Raw genomic sequence first — 20,815 nt, forward strand, 5'->3', positions numbered from 1 at the left:
CAAAGGGCTTTTGTGCCGACCTCGAGCAATTATTTCCATCTGCACCTCGTCTCCGACTCCACCGGTGAGACGCTGATCACGGTGGCGCGCGCCGTTGCCGCCCAGTACGCCAACGTGACCCCGGTCGAGCACGTCTATCCGTTGGTGCGCAGCCAGAAACAGCTTGATCGCGTGCTCGACGAGATCGAGGAAGCACCGGGAATCGTGCTGTTCACGCTGCTCGAGAAGGATCTGGTCGCCAGGCTCGAGGACAAGTGCAAGGGGATCAATGTTCCGAGCCTGTCGATCATCGGCCCGGTGATGCAGTTGTTCGAGGCGTATCTCGGAGCTGCCACGACCGGCCGGGTCGGTGCCCAGCACGTGCTCAATGCCGAATACTTCAAGCGCATCGACGCGTTGAACTACACGATGATCCACGATGACGGCCAGCATGTCGAAGGGCTCGATGATGCGGACGTGGTGCTGGTCGGTGTCTCCCGCACCTCCAAGACCCCGACCTCGATCTATCTTGCCAACCGTGGCATCCGCACCGCCAACGTGCCGCTGGTTCCAGGCATTCCGGTGCCGTCTCAACTGGAAACGTTGACGCGACCGCTGGTGGTGAGCTTGCATGCGACGCCGGAACGCTTGATTCAGGTGCGCACGAACCGTCTGCTCTCCATGGGCGCGGATTCCAGCAGCGACACCTATACCGACAAGCAGTCGGTCGCCGAAGAGGTCGCATTTGCCCGCAAGCTGAGCGCCAAGCACGATTGGCCGCTGCTCGACGTCACGCGGCGCTCGATCGAGGAAACCGCCGCGGCGATCATGAAACTCTATAGTGATCGTCAGCGTAACCGGCCTTCTGAATAAACTTGAGAACAGTCTTGGGAATGGTTTCGCGATGGGTCTGTGGCTCGGCAAATCTTCGTTGATCCTGGCCTCGCAGAGCAGCGCGCGAAAGATGCTGCTGGCTAACGCCGGGCTTGAGTTCAAGGCGATTACGGCTGATATCGACGAGCGCGGCATCCAGGCCGCCTCCGGGCTTTCTGGTCCGCGCGAGATTGCGCTGCTGCTGGCGCGCGAAAAAGCCAAGGCAGTCTCGGCCCATCACGCCGGAAGCACCGTCATCGGTGCCGATCAAACGCTGGCGCTTGGCGATCGTCTCTTCAACAAGCCTGCGGGCCGCGCCCAAGCGCTGGCGCAACTGCGCGATCTCTCCGGCCATAGTCATGAGCTGAATTCCGCGGTGGCGATCGCACGTGACGGTGAGATCATCTTCGAGGACGTCTCGGTCGCGCGCCTCGCCATGCGGCAGATGACCGAGGCCGAGCTTTCGGCCTATCTCGACATCGCCGGCGATGCCGTCACCACCAGCGTCGGCGGCTATCAGCTCGAAAGCCTGGGCATCCATTTGTTCAAGCGGATCGAGGGCGACCATTTCACCATTCTCGGTCTGCCGCTGCTGCCGCTGCTTGCGTTCCTGCGGCGCGAGCGGCTAGTTGCGGTGTGAATGGCAGAGATGGCTGGGCGCTGATGCGGATCCTGGGACTGACCGGCTCGATCGGGATGGGCAAATCCACCACCGCGAAATTGTTCGCGGAGGCTGGTGTCCCTGTCTACGATGCTGATGCGGCCGTCCATCAGCTCTATGAGGGTGAGGCTGCGCCGGCCATCGAGGCCGCTTTCCCCGGCACCACCGCGAACGGCAAGGTCGATCGGCCAAAACTGTCGGCGCGTGTGGTGCACGATGCTGCCGCCATCAAGCAGCTGGAGCAGATCGTCCATCCGATGCTCGGCGCTTCCCGGAAAAAATTCTTCGCCGACGCCGAAGCCACCAACGCGCCGGTCGTGGTGCTGGACATTCCGCTGCTGTTCGAGACGGGCGGCGAGACGCGGGTCGATGCCGTGGTCGTGGTGACGACGTCTCCGGAACTGCAGCGCGAGCGGGTGCTGGCGCGCGGCACGATGGACGCGGCCAAGCTCGACGCCATCATCGCCAAGCAGACGCCTGACGCGGAAAAGCGCAAGCGTGCCGATTTCGTGGTGGATACGTCACATGGACTCGATCCCGTGCGCGCCCAAATCGCGCACATCCTCGCCGAGGTCGTTAAGATGCCGCAGCGGCGCACCTGATTCGCCGCCTGACACGGCTTCTCAGATCATGCGCGAAATCGTTCTCGACACCGAAACCACCGGCCTCGACCCGCTGCGGGGAGATCGCCTGGTCGAAATCGGCTGCGTCGAGATGCTCAATCGCATGCCGACGGGGCAAAGCTTCCACGTCTACATCAATCCCGAAAGGGACATGCCGGCAGAAGCCTTTGCGGTGCACGGGCTGTCGGCCGAGTTTCTGGCGACCAAGCAGCTGTTCCACGAGGTCGTCGACGATTTTCTGGAGTTCATCGGCGACGCGCCGCTGGTGATCCACAATGCCTCGTTCGACATCAGCTTCATCAATGCCGAGCTCGACCGGATCAAGCGCCCGGCGATCCCGCGCGAGCGGCTGGTCGATACGCTGCTGCTGGCACGGCGCAAGCATCCCGGCGTGTCGAACCGGCTCGACGATCTCTGTTCGCGCTATGCGATCGACAATTCACGCCGCACCAAGCACGGCGCGTTGCTCGACGCCGAGCTGCTCGCGGAAGTCTATGTCGACCTGGTCGGGGCGCGGCAATCGCAGCTGCTGCTGGCGTCGGAATCCGAGGAAACCCGCGCCAATGGGGCTGCCGATGCGCCTCGGCGGCAACGGCCGGCGCCGCTCACCCCGCGGATTTCAGACGCCGAGCGCGAGGCCCACCGGGCCTTCATCGCAACGCTCGGCGACAAGGCGATCTGGAACGAGTTTCTGCCCGCTCCAGCTGCCCCTTTGGCTGGTTAGGCCTGGCCGCTCGGCTGAGCGGCCATTTGCCGCTCCATGTTCTGACGATAGAGGCCGACGAAATCGACCGGGTCCAGCATCAAAGGCGGGAACCCGCCGTCGCGCACGGCAGTGGCGATGATCTCACGGGCGAACGGGAACAGCAGGCGCGGGCATTCGATCATGACCAGCGGATGCAAATTGTCCTTCGGCACGTTGGAGATGCGGAACACGCCGGCATAAGCGAGCTCGAACGAGAACATGATCTTGCCGGCGGTCTCGGCCTTGCCCTCGACCGACAACGTCACCTCGAACTCCTGTTCGCTGAGATTGTTGGCGCTGACATTGATCTGGATGTTGATCTGGGGCGGCTGGCTCTGCTGCTGGAGCGAGCTGGGCGCGTTCGGATTTTCGAACGAGAGGTCCTTGGTATATTGCGCCAGGACGTTGAGCTGGGGAGCCTGGGCCGCCTCGGGAGGGGTGCCGTTACCGTTGGTCATAAGAGTGTCTCCTTACCCGATTGGGCTGAATTTCGCGGCGGTTGGCTAACATAGGGCTACCTCGTTCCACAAGGACGAACGGTCCCGGATGGGGAATTCCGGCCACGCTCACAACTATGGCGTTCACCCCGTCGATCCTGCGTAACCGCGGCTTAAACGATTGAAGATGCGCGATTTCCGGGCAGGATCGGGTTTCCCCTTAAGCATAAAACGCGCTACACTCGGTGCTGTGCCAAAAGGCGCCATTGGCCGGGCAAGATTTCGTGCCTACATCCCACGGACCTGACGCGCGGACCCGAAATGGTGATGTAGACTTGCCGTTCCGGTATGGAACGGTCTACTGGCCGGATCGATTTTCCCGGCACGACCCCTTCGAACGGCCCCTTCTACAGACGACCAGAAAGCGAATACGACGTGGACATCTACACCATCATCTTCCTGGCGCTGGCGGTCTTCATCTTTCTGAGGCTGCGCAGTGTGCTGGGGCAGCGCACCGGTAACGAGCGGCCGCCGTTCGACCGCAACGCGCTCCAGGGTGCCCAGGACAAGAACGTCGTCACCATGCCGGGCAAGGTCATCGACCAGGCTCCCTTGGCGCCGACGGCCGAGCCGACCCCGCCCTCCGACCGCTGGAAGGGCCTGACCGAGCCGGGCACCGTGCTCGCCCAGGGTCTCGACTCCATTGTCGAAAAGGATTCCACCTTCGATCCGCGCCATTTCATCTCCGGCGCCCGCGGAGCCTATGAGATGATCGTGCTGGCCTTTGCCAATGGCGACCGCCGTTCGCTGAAAGACCTGTTGTCGTCGGAGGTCTATGACAGCTTCGATGCCGCGATCAAGGAGCGCGAGAAGAACGAGCAGAAGACCGAGACGCGCTTTGTCTCGATCGACAAGGCCGAGCTCGTCGGCGCCGAGCTGCGCGACCGCACCGCCCAGCTCACGATCCGCTTCGTCTCGCAGATGATCTCGGCCACCCGAGACAAGTCCGGCAACATCGTCGACGGCAGCGCCGACACGGTCGCCGACATCACCGACATCTGGACTTTCGCCCGCGACATCACCTCTCGCGATCCGAACTGGAAGCTGGTTGGCACCGGAAGCGCGAATTAAGGCTTTCCTGAAGACCAGCGCGACGGCGCTTTGCGCAGGTGCCGTCGCGCTGTCGTCGTTTTCACTCGGCGCCGAGGCGGCGCGGCGCCACTATCGCAGCCATCACCATCATCTCCCGGAATTGCCTGCCGTGCCGGCGCGCGCCTTGCCGTATCCGCAGCTTCCGCTGCCGTTCGAGATTCCCGGCGCGCAATATCTGCCGCTGGCCTGGGCCGACGTGAAGGGCTGGGGCGACGACAATCATCTCGCCGCCTACAAGACCTTTCGCGCCAGCTGCCGTCCGATCAGCGCGCAGACCGGCGCTCCCGAACCCAAGGCTTTGGGCGCCTCGCTGGCCGAACCCTGCCGGGTCGCCAAATCGCTCGAGCTAACCGACGACGCTCGGGCAAAAACCTTCTTCGAAGAGAATTTCGCGCCACTACGGATCTCGCGCCTCGGCGAGCCCGACGGTTTCGTCACCGGCTATTACGAGCCGGTGCTCGAGGGATCGCGCACGCAGACCGACGTCTACAACGTCCCGGTCTATCGCCGCCCCTCCAACCTGTTCGTGCGCGGCTACAAGCAGGATTCGGTCAGCCTGCCCAACAAGGGCCCGGTCTATCGCAAGATCGGTCGCCGCAAGCTCGTGCCCTATTACGATCGCGCCGAGATCGAGGACGGCAAGATCGCCGGCCGCGGACTCGAGATTGCCTGGCTGAAGGACCCGACCGATCTGCTGTTCGCCCAGATCCAGGGCTCGGCGCGGATCAAGTTCGACGACGGCGGCACGGTCCGGCTCAATTACGATGCCTATAACGGCTATCCCTACACGGCGGTCGGTCGCATCCTGATCGAGCGCGGCATCATTCCAAAGGAAGAGATGTCGATGCAGAAGATCAGGGAGTGGATGGCCCAGACTCCCGACGGCGCCAAGGAGCTGCGGCGCCAGAACCGCTCCTACATCTTCTTCCGCGAGGTCAATTTGTCGGACAAGGAGGAGGCGGTCGGCGCGCAGGGCATTCCGTTGACGGCCGGCCGCTCGATCGCGGTGGACAAATCGCTGCACGTCTACGGCACGCCGTTCTTCATCGAAGGCGAGCTGCCGATCGATTCTGAACGCGCGAAGACGCCGTTCCATCGGTTGATGATCGCGCAGGACACCGGCTCGGCCATCATCGGGCCCGCGCGCGCCGATCTCTATTTCGGCGCGGGTCAGGAGGCCGGCCGCGTCTCCGGGCGGCTGCGCCATGCCATGCATTTCGTGATGCTGGTGCCGAAGGGCCTTGATCCCACAGCGCGCGGCGCGCGGCTCCCGGTGCCGGACCCCAGGCCTTCGGAGAAGATCGCAAAGCTGTTTCCGCAAACGGAGACCGCGAAGGAGAAGCCGGCGGCAGCCGTGGCGCAGAGCACGAGCGAGACCGTCGCTGTCGCCGATCCAGTCCCGCTACCGGTGCCGCGTCCCGTGATCGAGCCAGTTCAGGAGCCGCGGCGGCCGGTGAAAAATCGTTCCCATCGGCAGCAATGAAGCGATCGTCCCGTCCGCCCGTGCTGGAGCCTCGTCCCTCGCCGCGCCGTCGCGCGCTGAGCGAGGAAGAGCGCGCGCTGTGGGATGCGATCGCCAAGCAGGTCAAGCCGCTGAGGAAGCATCGTGCCGCCAAGGTGCAGGCCGCACCGCGCACTGAGCCTTCCCCCGCAGCGCCCGCCACGCGGCTTGCGTCATCGCCACGTCCGATGGCCGTTGCCCCGGCACCGCGTGCAGCGAAACCGGCGGTGCCGCCGCTGGCGCCGCTCGGCAAACGCGAGCGCACAAAGCTGTCGCGTGGGCGTAGCGAGATCGAGGCGCGGCTCGATCTGCACGGCATGACCCAGATGCGCGCCCATCGCGCACTGACCGGCTTCCTGCACCGCGCGCATCATGACGGCCTGACCTTCGTGCTCGTCATCACCGGCAAGGGCCGAAGCGGCGGCGAAAGCGGCGTGCTGCGCCGTCAGGTGCCGGAATGGCTGAGCCTGCCGGAATTCCGCGCCTTCGTCGTGGGGTTCGAGGAAGCCGGCATCGGCCACGGCGGCGAGGGCGCGCTTTACGTGCGGATCAGGCGGGCGAGATATTAGAACGGCCGCACGATTCCGACGCGGGGAATCAGGGTGAGGATCAGGCCAAAGATATTTGTCTTCCGATCCTCGGCCGGAATTAGTGGCGTCTCGCGCGCGGCGGGCAGCATCTTCACCGCGTGCAGGATCAGGAACATGCAGACCGCCCAGTTCGAGATCCAGCGCGAATAGTCGAACACCATCGCGAACATCACGAGGCAGGCGAGGCTGACGCCGGCAAGCGCCGCGACCACGAGACGGCGATGCGTGTCGTTGGCGAGCGCGCCGATCAAATTCGCAAAATAGCGCGACAGCGGTGTGTGCAGCCAGATCAGCAGCGCGAACACGGGCACGCCGAGAATGTTGTGGGGCAGGCGGCCCCAGGTGTCGGAAATCTCCCGCGCCAGCGGCTGATACCAGATGTAGGCGAACTGCAGCAGGTCGGCCCGCGACGGATCGGCCATCCGGCTCTTCAGGTAGGCAACGAAATCCGCCTCCGGGATCGGCATCGTTCCCCAGAATTGCGCGGCGAAGAACAGCGCGGAGACGGCAACCAAGGCAATGATGCCGAACGCGACATTGGTGCGATCGCAGCCGTGCGTCAGATAGTGCCTGATCACGACGATGGTGACGATGGTCGGCACATACATCAGGAGATGGATGTGGTGGATCAGGACGAGAACGATCGAGAACAGCGCAGCGAGCGCCACGAACAGCAGCGAGCCAGCCGGCACCAGCAGCAGGATGATTGCCAGCGCGCAGCCATAGATGTCGAAATGGCCGAGCGTGTGCATGAAGTTCTTGAGGAAGAACGGCGAGCCCGCGATGAAGACGAACAGCGGCAATGTCTTCGCGGTGAAGCCGAACGTCGTCTGGAAGAGCCTTGCGTACAGCCCGAGCGTCGCCAGCCATGTCGCGCCGCCGAGCGCGAACACCAGCCATACCGGCACCTTGTCGGTGAACAGCGCGACGATGGCCCCGATCAGCGCGCGCTTGATGAAGCCGAAATGATAGTCGACGAGGAGGTGGATGTAGGGGACGTAAGGCGGCAGCTGGATCTTGTGAACGAACACGCCGACGATGACCGCGGCGTTGACCGCGAGCAGGATGCGCCAGGGGTTTTGCAGGATGCGTGCGGTCACGCCGCATCCATAGCGCGACCGCCCGGAATTACAAAATGAACCGGCTCAAATCCGCGTTCTTGGCGAGGTCGCCGACGTGCTTCTGCACGAAATCGGCGTCGACCCTGACGGTCTCGCCGCTGCGGTCGGGGGCGGTGAAGGAGATCTCGTCCAGCACCCGCTCCATCACCGTCTGCAGCCGCCGCGCGCCGATGTTCTCGACGGTGGAATTGACGGCGACCGCGACGTCCGCAAGCGCGTCGATGGCATTGTCGGTGATGTCGAGCGTGACGCCCTCGGTCTGCATCAGCGCGACATATTGCTTGATCAGCGAAGCCTCGGGCTCGGTCAGGATGCGGCGCATGTCGTCGCGGGTCAGTGCCTGCAGCTCGACGCGGATCGGCAGGCGGCCCTGCAATTCCGGCAACAAATCGGACGGTTTTGCGACGTGGAAGGCGCCGGAGGCAATGAACAGGATGTGGTCGGTCTTTACCGCGCCGTGCTTGGTCGAGACCGTGGTGCCCTCGATCAGCGGCAGCAGGTCGCGCTGCACGCCCTCGCGCGAGACGTCGCCGCCGGCGCGGCCTTCACGGGCGCAGATCTTGTCGATCTCGTCCAGGAACACGATGCCGTTGTTCTCGACGGCGCTGATCGCCTCCATCGTCAACTGATCGCTGTCGAGCAGCTTGTCGGATTCCTCGTTGACCAGGATCTCGTGCGAGCTCTCCACCGTCAACCGCCGCATCTTGCTGCGTCCGCCGAGCTTGCCGAAGATGTCGCCGATCGAGACCGCGCCCATCTGCGCGCCGGGCATGCCCGGGATCTCGAACATCGGAAAGCCGCTGCCGCCGCCTTGTGTCTCGATCTCGATCTCCTTGTCGTTGAGCTCGCCCGCGCGCAGCTTCTTGCGGAAGGAGTCCCGCGTCGCGGCGCTGGAATTGGCACCGACCAGGGCGTCGAGCACGCGCTCCTCGGCGGCGAGCTGCGCGCGTGCCTGCACGTCCTTGCGCTTGCGCTCGCGGACCTGGGCGATTGCGACCTCGACGAGATCGCGCACGATCTGCTCGACGTCGCGGCCGACATAGCCGACCTCGGTGAATTTCGTCGCCTCGACCTTCAGGAACGGCGCGTTGGCAAGCTTGGCGAGCCGCCGCGCGATCTCGGTCTTGCCGACGCCGGTCGGGCCGATCATCAAAATGTTCTTCGGCAGCACCTCTTCGCGCAAGGAGCCTTCGAGCTGCTGTCGCCGCCAGCGGTTGCGCAGCGCGATCGAGACGGCGCGCTTGGCATCGGCCTGGCCGACAATGAAACGGTCGAGTTCGGAAACGATTTCGCGGGGAGAAAAGTCTGTCATGGGACCTTAGCTAGGATCAGATGCGTGGCGGGACAAGCCGCTTTTTTGCGTCAGATGATCGGCGGGCCCGATTGCCATTGTTTCACGGCCTCGACCGGATGGATCAGCATCAGGATATTGAGCGTCAGATTGTCGCGAATATGGAGCGCCAGCATGATTTCGAAGGCGAGCCCGAGCAGGACGGTCACCGACACGGGCAGCAGGCGCGCGGCGAGGAAGCCCAGCATCATGGACAGATTGTCAGAGACCGAATTGACGATGCTGTCGCCGAAATAATCCAGCGAGATCGTTCCGGCGCGGTAGCGTTCGATGATGAAAGGCGAGTTCTCGACGATCTCCCAGGCACCTTCGATCAGCATGGCGATGATCAGCCGCGCGGGCCAGGACAGCGACACGAATGGCAGCCGCGCGAACAGCAGCCAGGTCAGTCCGTAGAACAGGAACCCGTGCAGGACGTGCGAAAAACTGTACCAGTCGGCGATGTGCTGCGAATTTTCCGAGCTGTTCACCACGCCATGCCACAGCTTGACATAGCCGCAAGTGCAGATCGGCACCCGGCCCATCGCGAGCAGGATCGAGGCCTGCATCGCCAGCAGCAGCAGCGCGATGCCGACCCAGGCGAGCGGTGGAAACCCGGCCCTGCTCTCATGCGTGGTTGCCAGGGTCATGGCTCGCGCACCATCAGGAGCGCCGGCCCGTCGGGCGTCTCGACCATGCGGTCGCGGACAAAGCCGGCCTTCTCATAGGCACGCACGGCGCGCGCGTTGAGCGGATCAGGATCAGTGACGATGCGGGGCAGGCCCTGCTGCAACTGCGCGTCGGCGAATTGGCGGATGAATGCCGAACCGTGCCCGCGCCCGATCATGTCGCTTTCGCCGATGAATTGATCGATGCCACGCGTGCCCTCCGGTTGCGGCCCAAGACCCGTATTCCAGGCGGTCAGGCGGTAGCATTGAAGATAGCCGAACGGCTTGCCATCGGCCAACACGATGAACTGGTCCATGTCGGGGTCATCGAGGTCGCCGCTCACAAGCGCGAACTGCTCGTCCGGATCGCCCCACCATTCCCGCACATGTGCCTCGCCCAGCCATCGCCGGATTAGCGGCAGGTCGGCCGCGGTCATCTGGCGGAAGGTGTAGGCGAGGGCCATGGCCTAGCCGGCCGACAGCGCTTCGACGGTAACATTACGGTTGGTGTAGACGCAGATGTCGGCAGCGATGTCGAGGGAGCGGCGGACGATGGTCTCGGCGTCCTTGTCGGTGTCGAGCAGAGCGCGGGCGGCCGCCAGCGCGTAATTACCGCCGGAGCCGATGGCCATCACGCCGGCTTCGGGCTCCAGCACGTCGCCGGTGCCTGTCAGCACCAGGGAGACGTCCTTGTCGGCCACGATCATCATGGCCTCCAGCCGTCGCAAATAACGGTCGGTCCGCCAGTCCTTGGCGAGTTCGACGGCGGCCCGGGTCAATTGCCCCGGATATTGCTCGAGCTTGGCTTCCAAACGCTCGAACAGCGTGAAGGCGTCGGCCGTGGCGCCGGCAAAGCCGCCGATGACGTCGCCCTTGCCGAGTTTCCGGACCTTCCTGGCGTTGGACTTGATCACGGTCTGGCCGATCGAGACCTGGCCGTCGCCGCCGACCACCACCGTGCCGCCCTTGCGGACCGTCAAAATCGTGGTGCCGTGCCAGCCCGGCGAGCTGTTTGGGGAGTCCTGCATGAATGATCCTCGTTGTCCGGCCTGATTTAGGCGGTCGGGGCCAAGGGGACAACTGGCGCACAACGGGCCGCTCCGGGCCCAATTTCGCTCACCATAGGCAGAAGTAGAGGCCCGGCCAGCCGTTCCCGCAGTAGCGAAGGCGTCATTTGGCTGTTAAAAGACCGGCGTTTTCGGCCCCGAACGAGGATGAAAGCCAGTTTTGATGCGCACCGCGACGATCAAGCGCAAGACCAAGGAAACCGACATCGAGGTCACCGTGAACCTCGATGGCACCGGCGTGTCCAATATCGCGACCGGCATCGGCTTTTTCGACCATATGCTCGATCTCCTCGCCCGCCATTCCCGCATCGACCTCACGGTCAAGGCGGTCGGCGATCTGCACATCGATCATCACCATACCACCGAAGACACCGGCATCGCGCTCGGCCAGGCCGTCAAGCAGGCGCTCGGCAACATGGCGGGCATCACCCGCTATGCCGGCGTGCACATGCCCATGGACGAGACGCTGTCGCGCGTGGTCATCGACATCTCGGGCCGCCCGGTCCTGGTGTTCAAGGTCGACTTCCCCCGCGATAAGATCGGCGAGTTCGATACCGAGCTGGTGCGCGAGTGGTTCCAGGCCTTCGCCATGAACGCGGGCGTGACTCTTCACGTCGAGACCCTATATGGCGATAACAGCCACCATATCGCCGAGTCCTGCTTCAAGGGTCTGGCACGGGCGCTGCGCACCGCCGTCGCGATCGATCCGAAGGCTGTGGGCGAAATCCCGTCCACCAAGGGCTCGCTCGGCGGCTGAAATCTTTCGGCCCGCGGCCCGTGCCGTTTGCGGTATCACTGAATTCCTAGGGAACGGGGCATCGCCATGTCCGTCTACACAGTTCATGCTCCCTCACCTGCCGGAGCCGACCTGCGCGCGACCGACAAATTCGTCTTCGTGCGCGACGGCTTCCATTTCTGGGCGATGATCTTCGGACCGTTCTGGCTGCTGTGGAATCGGCTGTGGCTGGCGCTGATCGGCTGGGTGATCTTCGTTGCCGCGTTCAATGTCGGGCTGTCCAGCCTCGGCGTCGGCCGTTCGTCGATCTTCTTCGCCGACATCATCGTCGCGCTGCTGATGGGATTCGAGGCCTCCAGCCTGCGCCGCTGGACGCTGTCGCGCGGAAAATGGCGGCAGCTAGACGTGGTGATTTCCGACGACGAGGACACCGCCGAGCGCCGCTTCTTCGAGCGCTGGAGCCAGAAGCAGCGCGGCATCGTCAACGATCAATGGGCCGTCGATCGCGGCGGCCCGCCGCCGACCCGCAACGTGCCGGGTCAGCAATTCTCCAACCCGCCGCCGATGCCGGCGGGTGGCATCATTGGTTTGTTTCCAGAACCGGGAGGGTCAAGATGAGCGTCGCCATCATCGATTACGGTTCCGGCAATCTGCATTCGGCCGCCAAGGCATTCGAGCGCGCCGCGCGCAGCATGGACAATCCGCAAAAGGTGTTCGTCACCAGCGATCCGGACCAGGCCTACAGCGCCGACCGTCTGGTGCTGCCGGGCGTCGGCGCCTTCGCCGATTGCCGGCGCGGGCTGGATGCCGTCAACGGCATGGTCGAGGCGATCACCGAAGCGGTGCGGGTCAAGGCGCGGCCGATGTTCGGCATCTGTGTCGGCATGCAGCTGTTCGCTACCCGCGGCAAGGAGCATGTCATCACGCAAGGCCTGAACTGGATCGGCGGCGATGTCGAGAAGATCACGCCGCGCGACGAGAGCCTCAAGATCCCGCACATGGGCTGGAATACGCTCGATGTGCTGCGCGAGCATCCGGTGCTGGACAGGCTGCCGCTCGGCCCCAAGGGCCAGCACGCTTATTTCGTGCACTCCTACCACCTCAACGCCGCCAACGAGGCGGACGTGCTCGCGCGCGCCGATTACGGCGGGCCTGTCACCGCGATCGTCGGCAAGGATACGGCGATCGGGACGCAGTTTCACCCCGAGAAGAGCCAGCGCTTTGGTTTGGCCCTGATCTCGAACTTTTTGCGATGGAAACCGTGATTCTCTTTCCGGCGATCGACCTCAAGAACGGCCAATGCGTGCGCCTCGAACAGGGCGACATGGCGCGCGCGACCGTGTTCAATCTCAATCCAGCCGCGCAGGCCGAGAGCTTCGTCGCGCAGGGCTTTGAGTATCTCCATGTCGTCGATCTCGACGGTGCGTTTGCCGGCAAGCCGGTGAACGCGCAGGCCGTCGAGGCGATGCTGAAGACGATCACGATTCCGGTGCAGCTCGGTGGCGGCATTCGCGATCTCGCGACTGTCGAGGCCTGGCTCGACAAGGGCATCACCCGTGTCATCATCGGCACCGCCGCGGTGCGCGACCCCGAATTGGTGAAGGCTGCTGCCAGGAAATTTCCCGGCCGCGTCGCGGTGGGGCTCGACGCCCGCGACGGCAAGGTCGCGGTCGAAGGCTGGGCCGAGACCTCGCAGGTGACCGTGCTGGAAATCGCGCAGCGCTTCGAGGACGCCGGCGTCGCCGCCATCATCTTCACCGACATCGCGCGCGACGGCCTGCTCAAGGGCCTGAATCTCGATGCAACCATTGCGCTGGCGGATGCGATCTCGATTCCCGTGATCGCCTCCGGCGGCCTCGCCTCGATCGAGGACGTCAAGGCGATGCTGACGCCGCGCGCGAAAAAGCTCGCCGGCGCGATCGCCGGCCGCGCGCTCTATGACGGGCGGCTCGATCCCGCGTCCGCCCTCACCCTGATCCGCGCCGCGGCCTAGGAGACCTCCGATGTTCAAGGTGCGCGTGATCCCCTGCCTCGACGTCAAGGACGGCCGGGTCGTCAAGGGCGTCAACTTCGTCGATTTGCGCGATGCCGGTGACCCTGTCGAAGCGGCGATCGCCTATGACGCAGCCGGCGCCGACGAGCTCACCTTCCTCGACATCACCGCGACTCATGAGAATCGCGGCATCATGCTGGACGTGGTCCGGCGCACCGCTGAAGCCTGCTTCATGCCTGTGACCGTCGGCGGCGGCGTGCGTGAGGTCAACGACATCAAGACGCTGCTGCGCGCGGGCGCCGACAAGGTCTCGATCAACAGCGCCGCGGTGTCACGGCGTGAGTTCGTCAAGGAAGCCGCCGAAAAATTCGGCGGGCAGTGCGTGGTGGTTGCGATCGACGCCAAGCGGGTCAAGCGCGCCGGTGGCGGAGAGCGCTGGGAGATCTTCACCCATGGCGGCCGCAACTCGACCGGCATCGACGCCATCGAATACGCCCAGGAGGTGGTCTCGCTCGGCGCCGGCGAAATCCTGCTCACCTCGATGGACCGCGACGGCACGCGGCAGGGTTTTGACATCCCGCTGACCCGGGCGATCGCCGACAGCATTCCCGTTCCCGTGATCGCCTCGGGCGGCGTCGGCAATCTCGATCACCTCGTCGACGGTATTCGCGACGGCCACGCCACCGCCGTGCTGGCCGCCTCGATCTTCCATTTCGGGGAATTCACCATCCGGGAAGCCAAGGAGCACATGTCCCGGCGCGGGCTGCCCATGCGCCTCGATGCCTGACGACTCCCGTCCCTAAAAATGCTACATCATCGGTGGGGACGGCTTATCCCGCCGGATAGACGGCCAATACCGGCCGAGGCGCGTTTTCCGAGTATTTGTATGCCGCGTTTCACGATCCACGATCTGGCCGAGACCATCGACGCCCGCGCGGCGGCGGGTGGCGAGGCGTCCTATACCCGCAAGCTCCTCGACAAGGGCGCCGAACATTGCGCCAAGAAGTTCGGTGAGGAGGCAGTCGAAACCGTAATCGCTGCAGTCGAAAACGATCGCGCGCATCTGATCGCCGAAGGCGCCGACCTGCTCTATCATTTCCTTGTGCTGCTCAAGGCCCGCGGCGTAAAGCTGGAAGAGGTCGAGGCCGCATTGGACAAGCGGACCAATATGTCAGGGTTGGAAGAAAAGGCGTCGCGCAAGGGCGGCAGCTAGCCGAGGTGGAGAGTCGCGTCATGGATATCCGCGCACCCGAGCAGCAGTATAATCCGTACCGCGTCTATACGCGCGAGGAGTGGTCGCGACTGCGCGACGACACGCCGATGACGCTGGAGCCGGGCGAGTTCGACCGGCTGCGCTCGCTGCACGACCGCCTCGACTTGCAGGAGGTCGAGGACATCTACCTGCCGCTGTCGCGCCTGCTGTCGATCTATGTCGATGCGATGCAGCGGCTCTATTACGCGGAGCGCCAATTTCTCAATATCCGCGACCGCAAGATGCCCTACATCATCGGCGTCGCCGGTTCGGTCGCGGTTGGAAAATCCACCACGGCCCGCGTGCTTCAGGCGCTGCTGGCGCGCTGGTCGCCGCGTCCCAAGGTCGAGCTGATCACCACTGACGGATTTCTGTATCCCAACGCCGTGCTGGAGCGGCAGGGCATCATGCAGAAGAAGGGTTTTCCGGAGAGCTACGATCTGCCGCTGCTGCTCAGCTTCCTCTCCGACATCAAGGCCGGCCGCCGCCATGTGCGCGCGCCGGTCTATTCGCATTTGACCTACGACATCGTGCCGAACCAATGGGCCGAGATCGACCAGCCCGACATCCTGATCGTCGAGGGCGTCAACGTGCTGCAGACCGGCAAGCTGCCGCGCGACGGCAAGGCCGTGCCCGTGGTCTCCGACTTCTTCGATTTCTCCGTCTATATCGACGCCGACGAGGCCGCGCTGCGGCAGTGGTACATCAGGCGCTTCCTGTCGCTGCGCGACACCGCGTTCACCAATCCAAAATCCTACTTCAACCGCTACGCGCTGTTGTCGGACGAGGAAGCCACCGCCACCGCGATCGCGATCTGGGAACGCACCAACCTCGCCAATCTCGAGGACAACATCCTGCCGACCCGCCCCCGCGCGACCCTGATCCTGAAGAAGGGCGCCGACCACACGGTGGCGAGCGTGGCGCTCAGGCGGCTGTAACTGCCTTGATGAACGCAGCCCTTGTTAAATTTCGGGCTGAGTATCTTTTGTTGCAGACCGGCGAGGGGTATTTGATTATGGCTTTCGGAAACGCACACGGGCCCCATGGTTGATCGTCTCAGAAGCGCTGCCGAGCAGCTGGAAGCACCGACCTGCCCGGATTGCCATATCGAGATGAAGTGGTTCCGTTCCGAGCTGCTGGCGGACGAGCCGGCCCCGATCATCGCGCATCTGTTCGTGTGCCCACATTGCAAGCGCGCGGCCCAGGCAGACACCAAATTCAAGGGCACGCCAACGCCGCCGGCCAAGCTGTCCGCGCCGCGGTTTGCTGCTCACGCCGCGTAGCATTCGGGGGTAGCCGGATTCGGCGCTCGGCTGGCCGCCGGATAGTAACTCGACATGACGATCATTTCCGGGCCTCCTGTCGCGCTTTCGAGCCGATGAAGATGTGCCACGCCGTGAGAAACATCGCGGCGACGAGCGGGCCGATGACGAACCCGTTCGCTCCGAAAGCCGCAAGGCCGCCTACGGTAGCGAGCAGCACGACATAGCTCGGCATTTGGATCGACTGGCCGACCAGGATCGGACGGAGAAAATTGTCCGCAAGACCGATCACGAAGATCCCGAAGACGAGCAGGATGATCCCTTTCGTGACTGAGCCTGCCAGAAGCAGGTAGAGCGCGACCGGAACCCAAACTAGCGCAGAGCCGAGCACGGGCAGAAGCGAGAGCAGCGCCATCAGGGCGCCCGCCAGCAGCGGGGCAGTCAAGCCGAGCACCCAGAAAATCAGCCCGCCAAGCGCTCCCTGAATCAGCGCAACGAGAACGATCCCCTTGATCGTCCCGCGAACCGCGAGGGTGAATGCATTCAGAATCTCGGTGGTGTGGCTCGGCCGCAGCGGAAGCGCGTCGCGAATCCGCGCGTTGAGCTCGTCACCATCGCGGAGCAGGAAGAACAGCAGGTACAACATCACGAGCAAGCTTGCGACGAACTCCAGCGTCAACTGACCGATGTTGATGGCGTGCCCCGCCAGCTGTTGGCCGGCAGGGACGACCAGACTCGACAGACGTTCCTTCAGGGCCGAAAAATCGATGCCGGCCAGGCGATCCGACAGGGAAGCAGCCCAGGCGGGCAGCGCGGATTTCAGCTGCTGCAGGGGATGAGCGAAACTGATCTCTCCACTCTGAGCGCGCTGATACAGCTCCCCACCTTGGTCGATGAGCGAGGTGATGACGACCGCCACCGGGATGAGGACCATGACGATCACGACGACGACAGTGAACGATGCGACCAAGTTGCGCCTTCCCGGAAGCGTTTCCAGGGCCCGTCGATAGAGTGGCGCGAACATGATCGCCAGAAGCGTGGCCCACAACAACGCGCCGGAGAACGGCCAAAGCACCCACCCGAAGGCAAGGGAGATCGCGGCAAGCAAGATGAGGAATGAGCGGTCTTCCGATGTTCTCACGTGTTCGCCAACCCTTCTGTGGCCAGAGCATGTTCACCCGAATTCCGGGCCGTCACTTGTCTGCTTTCGCGGTCCAGTCGGCGAACTTGATGCGTCCTGCAAAGGTTGCAGGACCCGAGCCGCCGGCCTTGTAGACGAAAGCTTCGCCTTCCTGCACGTCCCCGGCTTCCTTGCCGAAGGCATCGGCGATGTTGGTCTTGTGGGTGACCAGGACGGTGTTGGTGCCGGCCTTGGGCGGCGCATCGACGAGCTGCCGCACGGCCTGGCCCGCCTTTGCATTGGCACCGGTGGGATTTGCCATGCCAGACGCGCTCGCGTTGCTGCTGTCCGTCAATGCATCGACCGGCTTGACCTCGCGACCGGAGATCAGTCTGCCCGCCTCGATCGCGCGGTTCAGCTTGCTCGTGTAGACGTCGCCGATCGGAATCGCGAGTTCCTTGATGGCTGCCCCGATCTGGCGCGCCATGTCGCGGCCCTTTTCACTGAGCTGACGCTGGGCACTCATGTCGTCGAACTTGAAAGGGTAGACATCCTTTTGGCTGTCGTCGGTGGCGGTGTGGCGAAACACCAGCACGAAGCCGCCCTGCTTGAGCGAGGCGATCAGTTCCGAGCTATCGGCCGCGGTGGCTTGAGTTGAACCACAGAGAAGGATCACGAAGGCGAGGCGGCACAGCAGGTTCATGCGAAATCCTCTGTTCAAAATGCCCCAGAGGATGGTGACGCGTGACGCGGTCGATTTCAATTGTCGATCGCCGTCCGAGATCGGGTTCCCAAGAAATCCGGATCAAACCGCCAGCTGCCGCGCCGCCGCTAATCCGGCCAGCGCCTCTTCCAGCTTCTCGCGATCGAGCGGCTTGATCAAAAACCCGTTCATCCCCGCTTCAAAGCAGGCGTAGCGGTCTTCCACCAGCGTATTGGCGGTGAGCGCGAGGATCGGCGTGTGGTGGCCGCCTCTGGCTGCCTCATGCGCACGGATTTGTTTGGTCGTCTCGATGCCGTCGAGCTGCGGCATCTGGATGTCCATCAGCACGAGATCATAGGGCGTGCCGGCCGATGTCGCGCCGAGCCAGGATTCCAGCGCGGCCTCGCCATGGACGGCGATGACGACGCGGTGGCCGAGTTTCGTCAGCAGCGAGCGCATCAACAGCGCGTTGATCTCGTTGTCCTCGGCGACGAGAATTGACAGGCCTTTCGCCGGTACCGCGCCGGCGGATGGGGCCGATGGCTCCGGCGCGAGATCGGGCGAGGCGACCTCCGGAGGCAGCGCGAGGCGTGCGGCGAGTGAAGCTGCGCGCAGCGGCTTCACCAGGAAGCCGGTGAAGGCCGGCGAGAGTTTCTCGTGGCGCGAGCCCGACGTCAGCAGCACGAGGCGTTGCGTCGCATGGCTGCGTGCGGCTTCGCCGAGGCGGTCGGCGATGGCAGCGCCGAGCGCGCGATCGATCAGCACCGAATGCCATGAGCGTTCCGGCAGCAGCGCTTCCGCCACCGCCGCGTCGGTCACCATGCAGGTCTGGCCACCCCAGCGCTCCAGCCGCCGCGCGATCAGCGAGGCTTCGATACCGTCGGCGATCAGCAGGATCGGCTTTCCTGCAAGGTCGGGACTCGGGAATGCCGTCTGTTCCGCGCCGACGAGGGATGACGCCAACGGTACCGCGACCTCGAAGGTCGCGCCCTTGCCCGGCTCGCTCGTGAGCGTGATGCGGCCGCCCATGCGCTTGACGATGCGCTCGCTGATGGCGAGACCGAGACCGGTGCCGCCATAGGTGCGGGCGACGCGTTCGTCGGCCTGCTCGAATTCGCGGAAGATGCGCTGTTGCGCGTCGGCTGCGATGCCGATGCCGGTGTCGCGTACCAGAAAACTGATCTCGTTCGGCCAGATGCCGGGCTCGACAATCAGCGCGACGCCGCCGCTCGCGGTGAACTTGATGGCGTTGCCGGCGAGGTTGAGCAGCACCTGGCGCAGCCGCGCGGCGTCGCCGACCACTTCGAGCGGCAGCCGCTCGTCGACATAGGCGGCGATCTCGAGCTTCTTTGCCTGCGCGCGCGGCGCGAGCAGCTCGGTGATGTCCTCGATCAGGGCCGAGAGCGCGAAGGGACGCTGCTCGAGATCGAGCTTGCCGGCTTCGATCTTGGAATAGTCGAGCAACTCCTCGATCAGGGCCATCAGCGCTTCGCCGGAGGTCTTCACGGCCCTGGCGTAGGTCGACTGCTCAGGTGTCAGCGTGGTGTCGAGCAGCAGCCCGCCCATGCCGATGATGCCGTTGAGCGGCGTGCGGATCTCGTGCGACGCCATCGCCAGGAAGCGCGATTTGGCCCGGTTGGCGGCGTCGGCCTGATCGCGGGCCTCGGACAGCGCACGCTCGGTCTCGGTGCGGTCGGTGACGTCGCGTCCGACGCTCTGCAATTCGGCGGGTTGGCCGGCGTCGAGGCGGACATAGCCTTCGCGCCAGGCGATCCAGCGCGCGCCGAGCGGGGTTGCGATCTTCTGGTCGTGAATGCGCGTGCCGTTGCTCTCGCGGGCGCTGTCGCCCTGCTCCAGTACGTCGAGATCAAAGCGCGTGCCGACCAGCGCGCCGCGCGCCTGTCCGGCAAGCGCGCAATAGGCGTCGTTGGCGAAGGTGATGCGGCCGCTCGTGTCGCGCAGCACGATCAGATCGCCCTGCTGTTCGAACAGGCTGCGAGCGCGTTCTTCCGCTTCCTTCAGCTCCCAATTGCGGTCGATCAGCGTTTCGTTGTGGGCAGCCAGCGCACGCATCCGCTTGTTGACGAAGCGCAGGCGCATGCTGAGCGTGGCGAGGCCGAGGCAGGCGAGCGCGAACAGGAAGCTGACGCCGATCGCAAACGCATTGGGATCGTAGCCGGAATTCTCTGACCGGCTGCCGGAGACGAAACCATAGGCGCCGCCGAAGGTCGCCGAAAAGATCATGGTGGAGCGGATCGCGAAGGCGACTCGGGGGTACTGTCGCCTGAAGCGGCGCATGCGCACCTTGATCCGGAACGTCCGATCCATCGCCACCGACCCGACTCTTTTCTTAAAACGCTGTGCTCGCTGTCGACGACGATGTGCCGCCGACCTTGCGAACAGTTTGAGGCCCTGCGACCGCCTCCAAACAGGGTTGACGAGGTGTTAACGGTGCAGAGCGAGGCGGTTCAAAGCGAAGCGGCCTGGAGGTGGCGGTGGCCGCCGCGGGCGCCGACGATCAGCGCCGCCGCCTCGCGCTGGGAGAAGGTCTTCGAGCGCACATAGACGCGGTAATCCGCCGGCCCCTCGCTGGAGAGATAGATCACCTGACCGCCGTCGACGGGGTGCGCGGCAATCGAGATCAGGCGAGTCGAGGGGTTGGCCTGGCAGGACTCCGATTCCGAACCGGGGCCGTCGTCGACGACGGCGAAGTCGGCAGCGTCGGCGTCCTCGGTGATCTGAACCCGCACCGTGGCGCGCGCGGGATCATCGGTGAAGGCGACATGCACGCCAGCGGTCCAGAACAGCGACGTCAGCTCGACCGAGGTGTCGCCGAGGGCGATGCAGGGATGCGAGACCGATCCGATCTCGCTGCGGGCAAACACCGCGGCCGCCAACAGGGGAACAACCGAGGCCAGGATCTTGAAACGCAACATGACACGCTACTCGCCAGGCCCTGTGCGGGAACTGATGGGCCTTATGGTTTGCAGAGCGTAAAGGAA

The 20,815-nt window shown here is 64.3% G+C and carries 25 protein-coding genes; 15 read left to right on the forward strand and 10 right to left on the reverse strand.

The features are described 5' to 3' along the window. Positions 1-12: 12 nt before the first annotated feature. The 4 genes from ACVIN2_RS20455 to dnaQ are packed head-to-tail and all read left to right on the forward strand — an operon-like array spanning position 13 to position 2,860. Positions 13-852: a pyruvate, water dikinase regulatory protein gene (locus tag ACVIN2_RS20455; RefSeq protein WP_027514822.1), complete on the forward strand. Its 840-nt coding sequence runs from the start codon at positions 13-15 to the stop codon at positions 850-852. Positions 853-883: 31 nt separating this feature from the next. Continuing rightward, positions 884-1,492: a Maf family nucleotide pyrophosphatase gene (locus tag ACVIN2_RS20460; protein ID WP_456766922.1), complete on the forward strand. Its 609-nt coding sequence runs from the start codon at positions 884-886 to the stop codon at positions 1,490-1,492. Between the two features lie 23 nt (positions 1,493-1,515). Beyond that, positions 1,516-2,115 (forward strand): dephospho-CoA kinase, encoded by a 600-nt coding sequence (coaE, locus tag ACVIN2_RS20465; RefSeq protein WP_456769768.1) that lies wholly within the window; start codon positions 1,516-1,518, stop codon positions 2,113-2,115. A 28-nt stretch (positions 2,116-2,143) separates the two neighbouring features. Next, positions 2,144-2,860, forward strand: coding sequence for a DNA polymerase III subunit epsilon (dnaQ, locus tag ACVIN2_RS20470; protein WP_018459637.1), 717 nt, complete (start codon positions 2,144-2,146; stop codon positions 2,858-2,860). Here dnaQ and secB read toward each other — a convergent pair. Next, positions 2,857-3,339 (reverse strand): protein-export chaperone SecB, encoded by a 483-nt coding sequence (gene secB, locus ACVIN2_RS20475; RefSeq protein WP_007598595.1) that lies wholly within the window; start codon positions 3,337-3,339, stop codon positions 2,857-2,859. The two genes, dnaQ and secB, sit on opposite strands and share 4 nt — an antisense overlap. A 414-nt stretch (positions 3,340-3,753) precedes the next feature. Here secB and ACVIN2_RS20480 point away from each other — a divergent pair, with 414 nt between their 5' ends. From ACVIN2_RS20480 to ACVIN2_RS20490, 3 genes are read left to right on the forward strand one after another with little or no spacing between them, the layout of a single operon-like run. Continuing rightward, positions 3,754-4,449, forward strand: coding sequence for a Tim44/TimA family putative adaptor protein (locus tag ACVIN2_RS20480; RefSeq protein WP_456766923.1), 696 nt, complete (start codon positions 3,754-3,756; stop codon positions 4,447-4,449). Continuing rightward, complete coding sequence (mltA, locus tag ACVIN2_RS20485; protein WP_456766924.1) at positions 4,427-5,953, forward strand: murein transglycosylase A; 1,527 nt, start codon at positions 4,427-4,429, stop codon at positions 5,951-5,953. Before ACVIN2_RS20480 ends, mltA begins: the two co-directional genes overlap by 23 nt. Continuing rightward, the gene (locus ACVIN2_RS20490) at positions 5,950-6,540 is read left to right on the forward strand and encodes a Smr/MutS family protein (protein ID WP_456766925.1); all 591 of its coding nucleotides are present in this window, start codon (positions 5,950-5,952) and stop codon (positions 6,538-6,540) included. Before mltA ends, ACVIN2_RS20490 begins: the two co-directional genes overlap by 4 nt. Here ACVIN2_RS20490 and ACVIN2_RS20495 read toward each other — a convergent pair. From ACVIN2_RS20495 to hslV, 5 genes are read right to left on the reverse strand one after another with little or no spacing between them, the layout of a single operon-like run. Next, positions 6,537-7,661, reverse strand: coding sequence for a hypothetical protein (locus ACVIN2_RS20495; RefSeq protein WP_456766926.1), 1,125 nt, complete (start codon positions 7,659-7,661; stop codon positions 6,537-6,539). The two genes, ACVIN2_RS20490 and ACVIN2_RS20495, sit on opposite strands and share 4 nt — an antisense overlap. 28 nt (positions 7,662-7,689) lie before the next feature. Continuing rightward, a complete protein-coding gene (hslU, locus tag ACVIN2_RS20500; RefSeq protein WP_456766927.1) occupies positions 7,690-8,994 on the reverse strand; it encodes an ATP-dependent protease ATPase subunit HslU in 1,305 nt (434 codons plus the stop codon). Positions 8,995-9,044: 50 nt separating this feature from the next. Further along, the gene (locus ACVIN2_RS20505) at positions 9,045-9,662 is read right to left on the reverse strand and encodes a DUF2585 domain-containing protein (RefSeq protein ID WP_456766928.1); all 618 of its coding nucleotides are present in this window, start codon (positions 9,660-9,662) and stop codon (positions 9,045-9,047) included. Continuing rightward, positions 9,659-10,144 carry a GNAT family N-acetyltransferase gene (locus ACVIN2_RS20510; protein WP_456766929.1) on the reverse strand — a complete coding sequence of 162 codons (486 nt, stop codon included), beginning with the start codon at positions 10,142-10,144 and terminating at the stop codon, positions 9,659-9,661. Before ACVIN2_RS20510 ends, ACVIN2_RS20505 begins: the two co-directional genes overlap by 4 nt. 3 nt (positions 10,145-10,147) lie before the next feature. Continuing rightward, positions 10,148-10,708: an ATP-dependent protease subunit HslV gene (hslV, locus tag ACVIN2_RS20515; protein ID WP_456766930.1), complete on the reverse strand. Its 561-nt coding sequence runs from the start codon at positions 10,706-10,708 to the stop codon at positions 10,148-10,150. A gap of 202 nt (positions 10,709-10,910) precedes the next feature. Between hslV and hisB the strand changes: the two genes are divergently transcribed. From hisB to ACVIN2_RS20555, 8 genes are all read left to right on the forward strand, one after another. Then, positions 10,911-11,504, forward strand: a complete 594-nt coding sequence (hisB, locus tag ACVIN2_RS20520; RefSeq protein ID WP_456766931.1) for an imidazoleglycerol-phosphate dehydratase HisB — start codon at positions 10,911-10,913, stop codon at positions 11,502-11,504. Between the two features lie 66 nt (positions 11,505-11,570). Then, positions 11,571-12,101 carry a DUF2628 domain-containing protein gene (locus ACVIN2_RS20525; RefSeq protein ID WP_247285043.1) on the forward strand — a complete coding sequence of 177 codons (531 nt, stop codon included), beginning with the start codon at positions 11,571-11,573 and terminating at the stop codon, positions 12,099-12,101. Further along, on the forward strand, positions 12,098-12,748 hold the full coding sequence (gene hisH, locus ACVIN2_RS20530) for an imidazole glycerol phosphate synthase subunit HisH (RefSeq protein ID WP_354064986.1): 651 nt from the start codon (positions 12,098-12,100) through the stop codon (positions 12,746-12,748). The genes ACVIN2_RS20525 and hisH overlap by 4 nt, the downstream gene beginning before the upstream one ends. Beyond that, positions 12,736-13,476 carry a 1-(5-phosphoribosyl)-5-[(5-phosphoribosylamino)methylideneamino]imidazole-4-carboxamide isomerase gene (gene hisA / locus ACVIN2_RS20535; RefSeq protein WP_456766932.1) on the forward strand — a complete coding sequence of 247 codons (741 nt, stop codon included), beginning with the start codon at positions 12,736-12,738 and terminating at the stop codon, positions 13,474-13,476. Before hisH ends, hisA begins: the two co-directional genes overlap by 13 nt. 10 nt (positions 13,477-13,486) lie before the next feature. Then, a complete protein-coding gene (gene hisF / locus ACVIN2_RS20540) occupies positions 13,487-14,263 on the forward strand; it encodes an imidazole glycerol phosphate synthase subunit HisF (RefSeq protein ID WP_007604055.1) in 777 nt (258 codons plus the stop codon). A gap of 99 nt (positions 14,264-14,362) precedes the next feature. After that, complete coding sequence (locus ACVIN2_RS20545; RefSeq protein WP_007598445.1) at positions 14,363-14,689, forward strand: phosphoribosyl-ATP diphosphatase; 327 nt, start codon at positions 14,363-14,365, stop codon at positions 14,687-14,689. 20 nt (positions 14,690-14,709) lie between these two features. After that, positions 14,710-15,666, forward strand: a complete 957-nt coding sequence (gene coaA / locus ACVIN2_RS20550; RefSeq protein ID WP_007598451.1) for a type I pantothenate kinase — start codon at positions 14,710-14,712, stop codon at positions 15,664-15,666. 105 nt (positions 15,667-15,771) lie between these two features. After that, positions 15,772-16,011 (forward strand): hypothetical protein, encoded by a 240-nt coding sequence (locus ACVIN2_RS20555; protein WP_456766933.1) that lies wholly within the window; start codon positions 15,772-15,774, stop codon positions 16,009-16,011. Positions 16,012-16,072: 61 nt separating this feature from the next. On the opposite strand, the gene ACVIN2_RS20560 is transcribed toward ACVIN2_RS20555, so the two are convergent. From ACVIN2_RS20560 to ACVIN2_RS20575, 4 genes are all read right to left on the reverse strand, one after another. Then, a complete protein-coding gene (locus tag ACVIN2_RS20560) occupies positions 16,073-17,131 on the reverse strand; it encodes an AI-2E family transporter (protein WP_456766934.1) in 1,059 nt (352 codons plus the stop codon). A gap of 52 nt (positions 17,132-17,183) precedes the next feature. Next, a complete protein-coding gene (locus ACVIN2_RS20565) occupies positions 17,184-17,813 on the reverse strand; it encodes a histidine phosphatase family protein (RefSeq protein ID WP_456766935.1) in 630 nt (209 codons plus the stop codon). A gap of 102 nt (positions 17,814-17,915) precedes the next feature. Beyond that, complete coding sequence (locus ACVIN2_RS20570) at positions 17,916-20,141, reverse strand: ATP-binding protein (protein WP_456769769.1); 2,226 nt, start codon at positions 20,139-20,141, stop codon at positions 17,916-17,918. Positions 20,142-20,281: 140 nt separating this feature from the next. Next, positions 20,282-20,749, reverse strand: coding sequence for a hypothetical protein (locus ACVIN2_RS20575; protein ID WP_456766936.1), 468 nt, complete (start codon positions 20,747-20,749; stop codon positions 20,282-20,284). Positions 20,750-20,815: the final 66 nt, after the last annotated feature.

The sequence above is a fragment of the Bradyrhizobium sp. USDA 3650 genome (genome assembly GCF_054057395.1).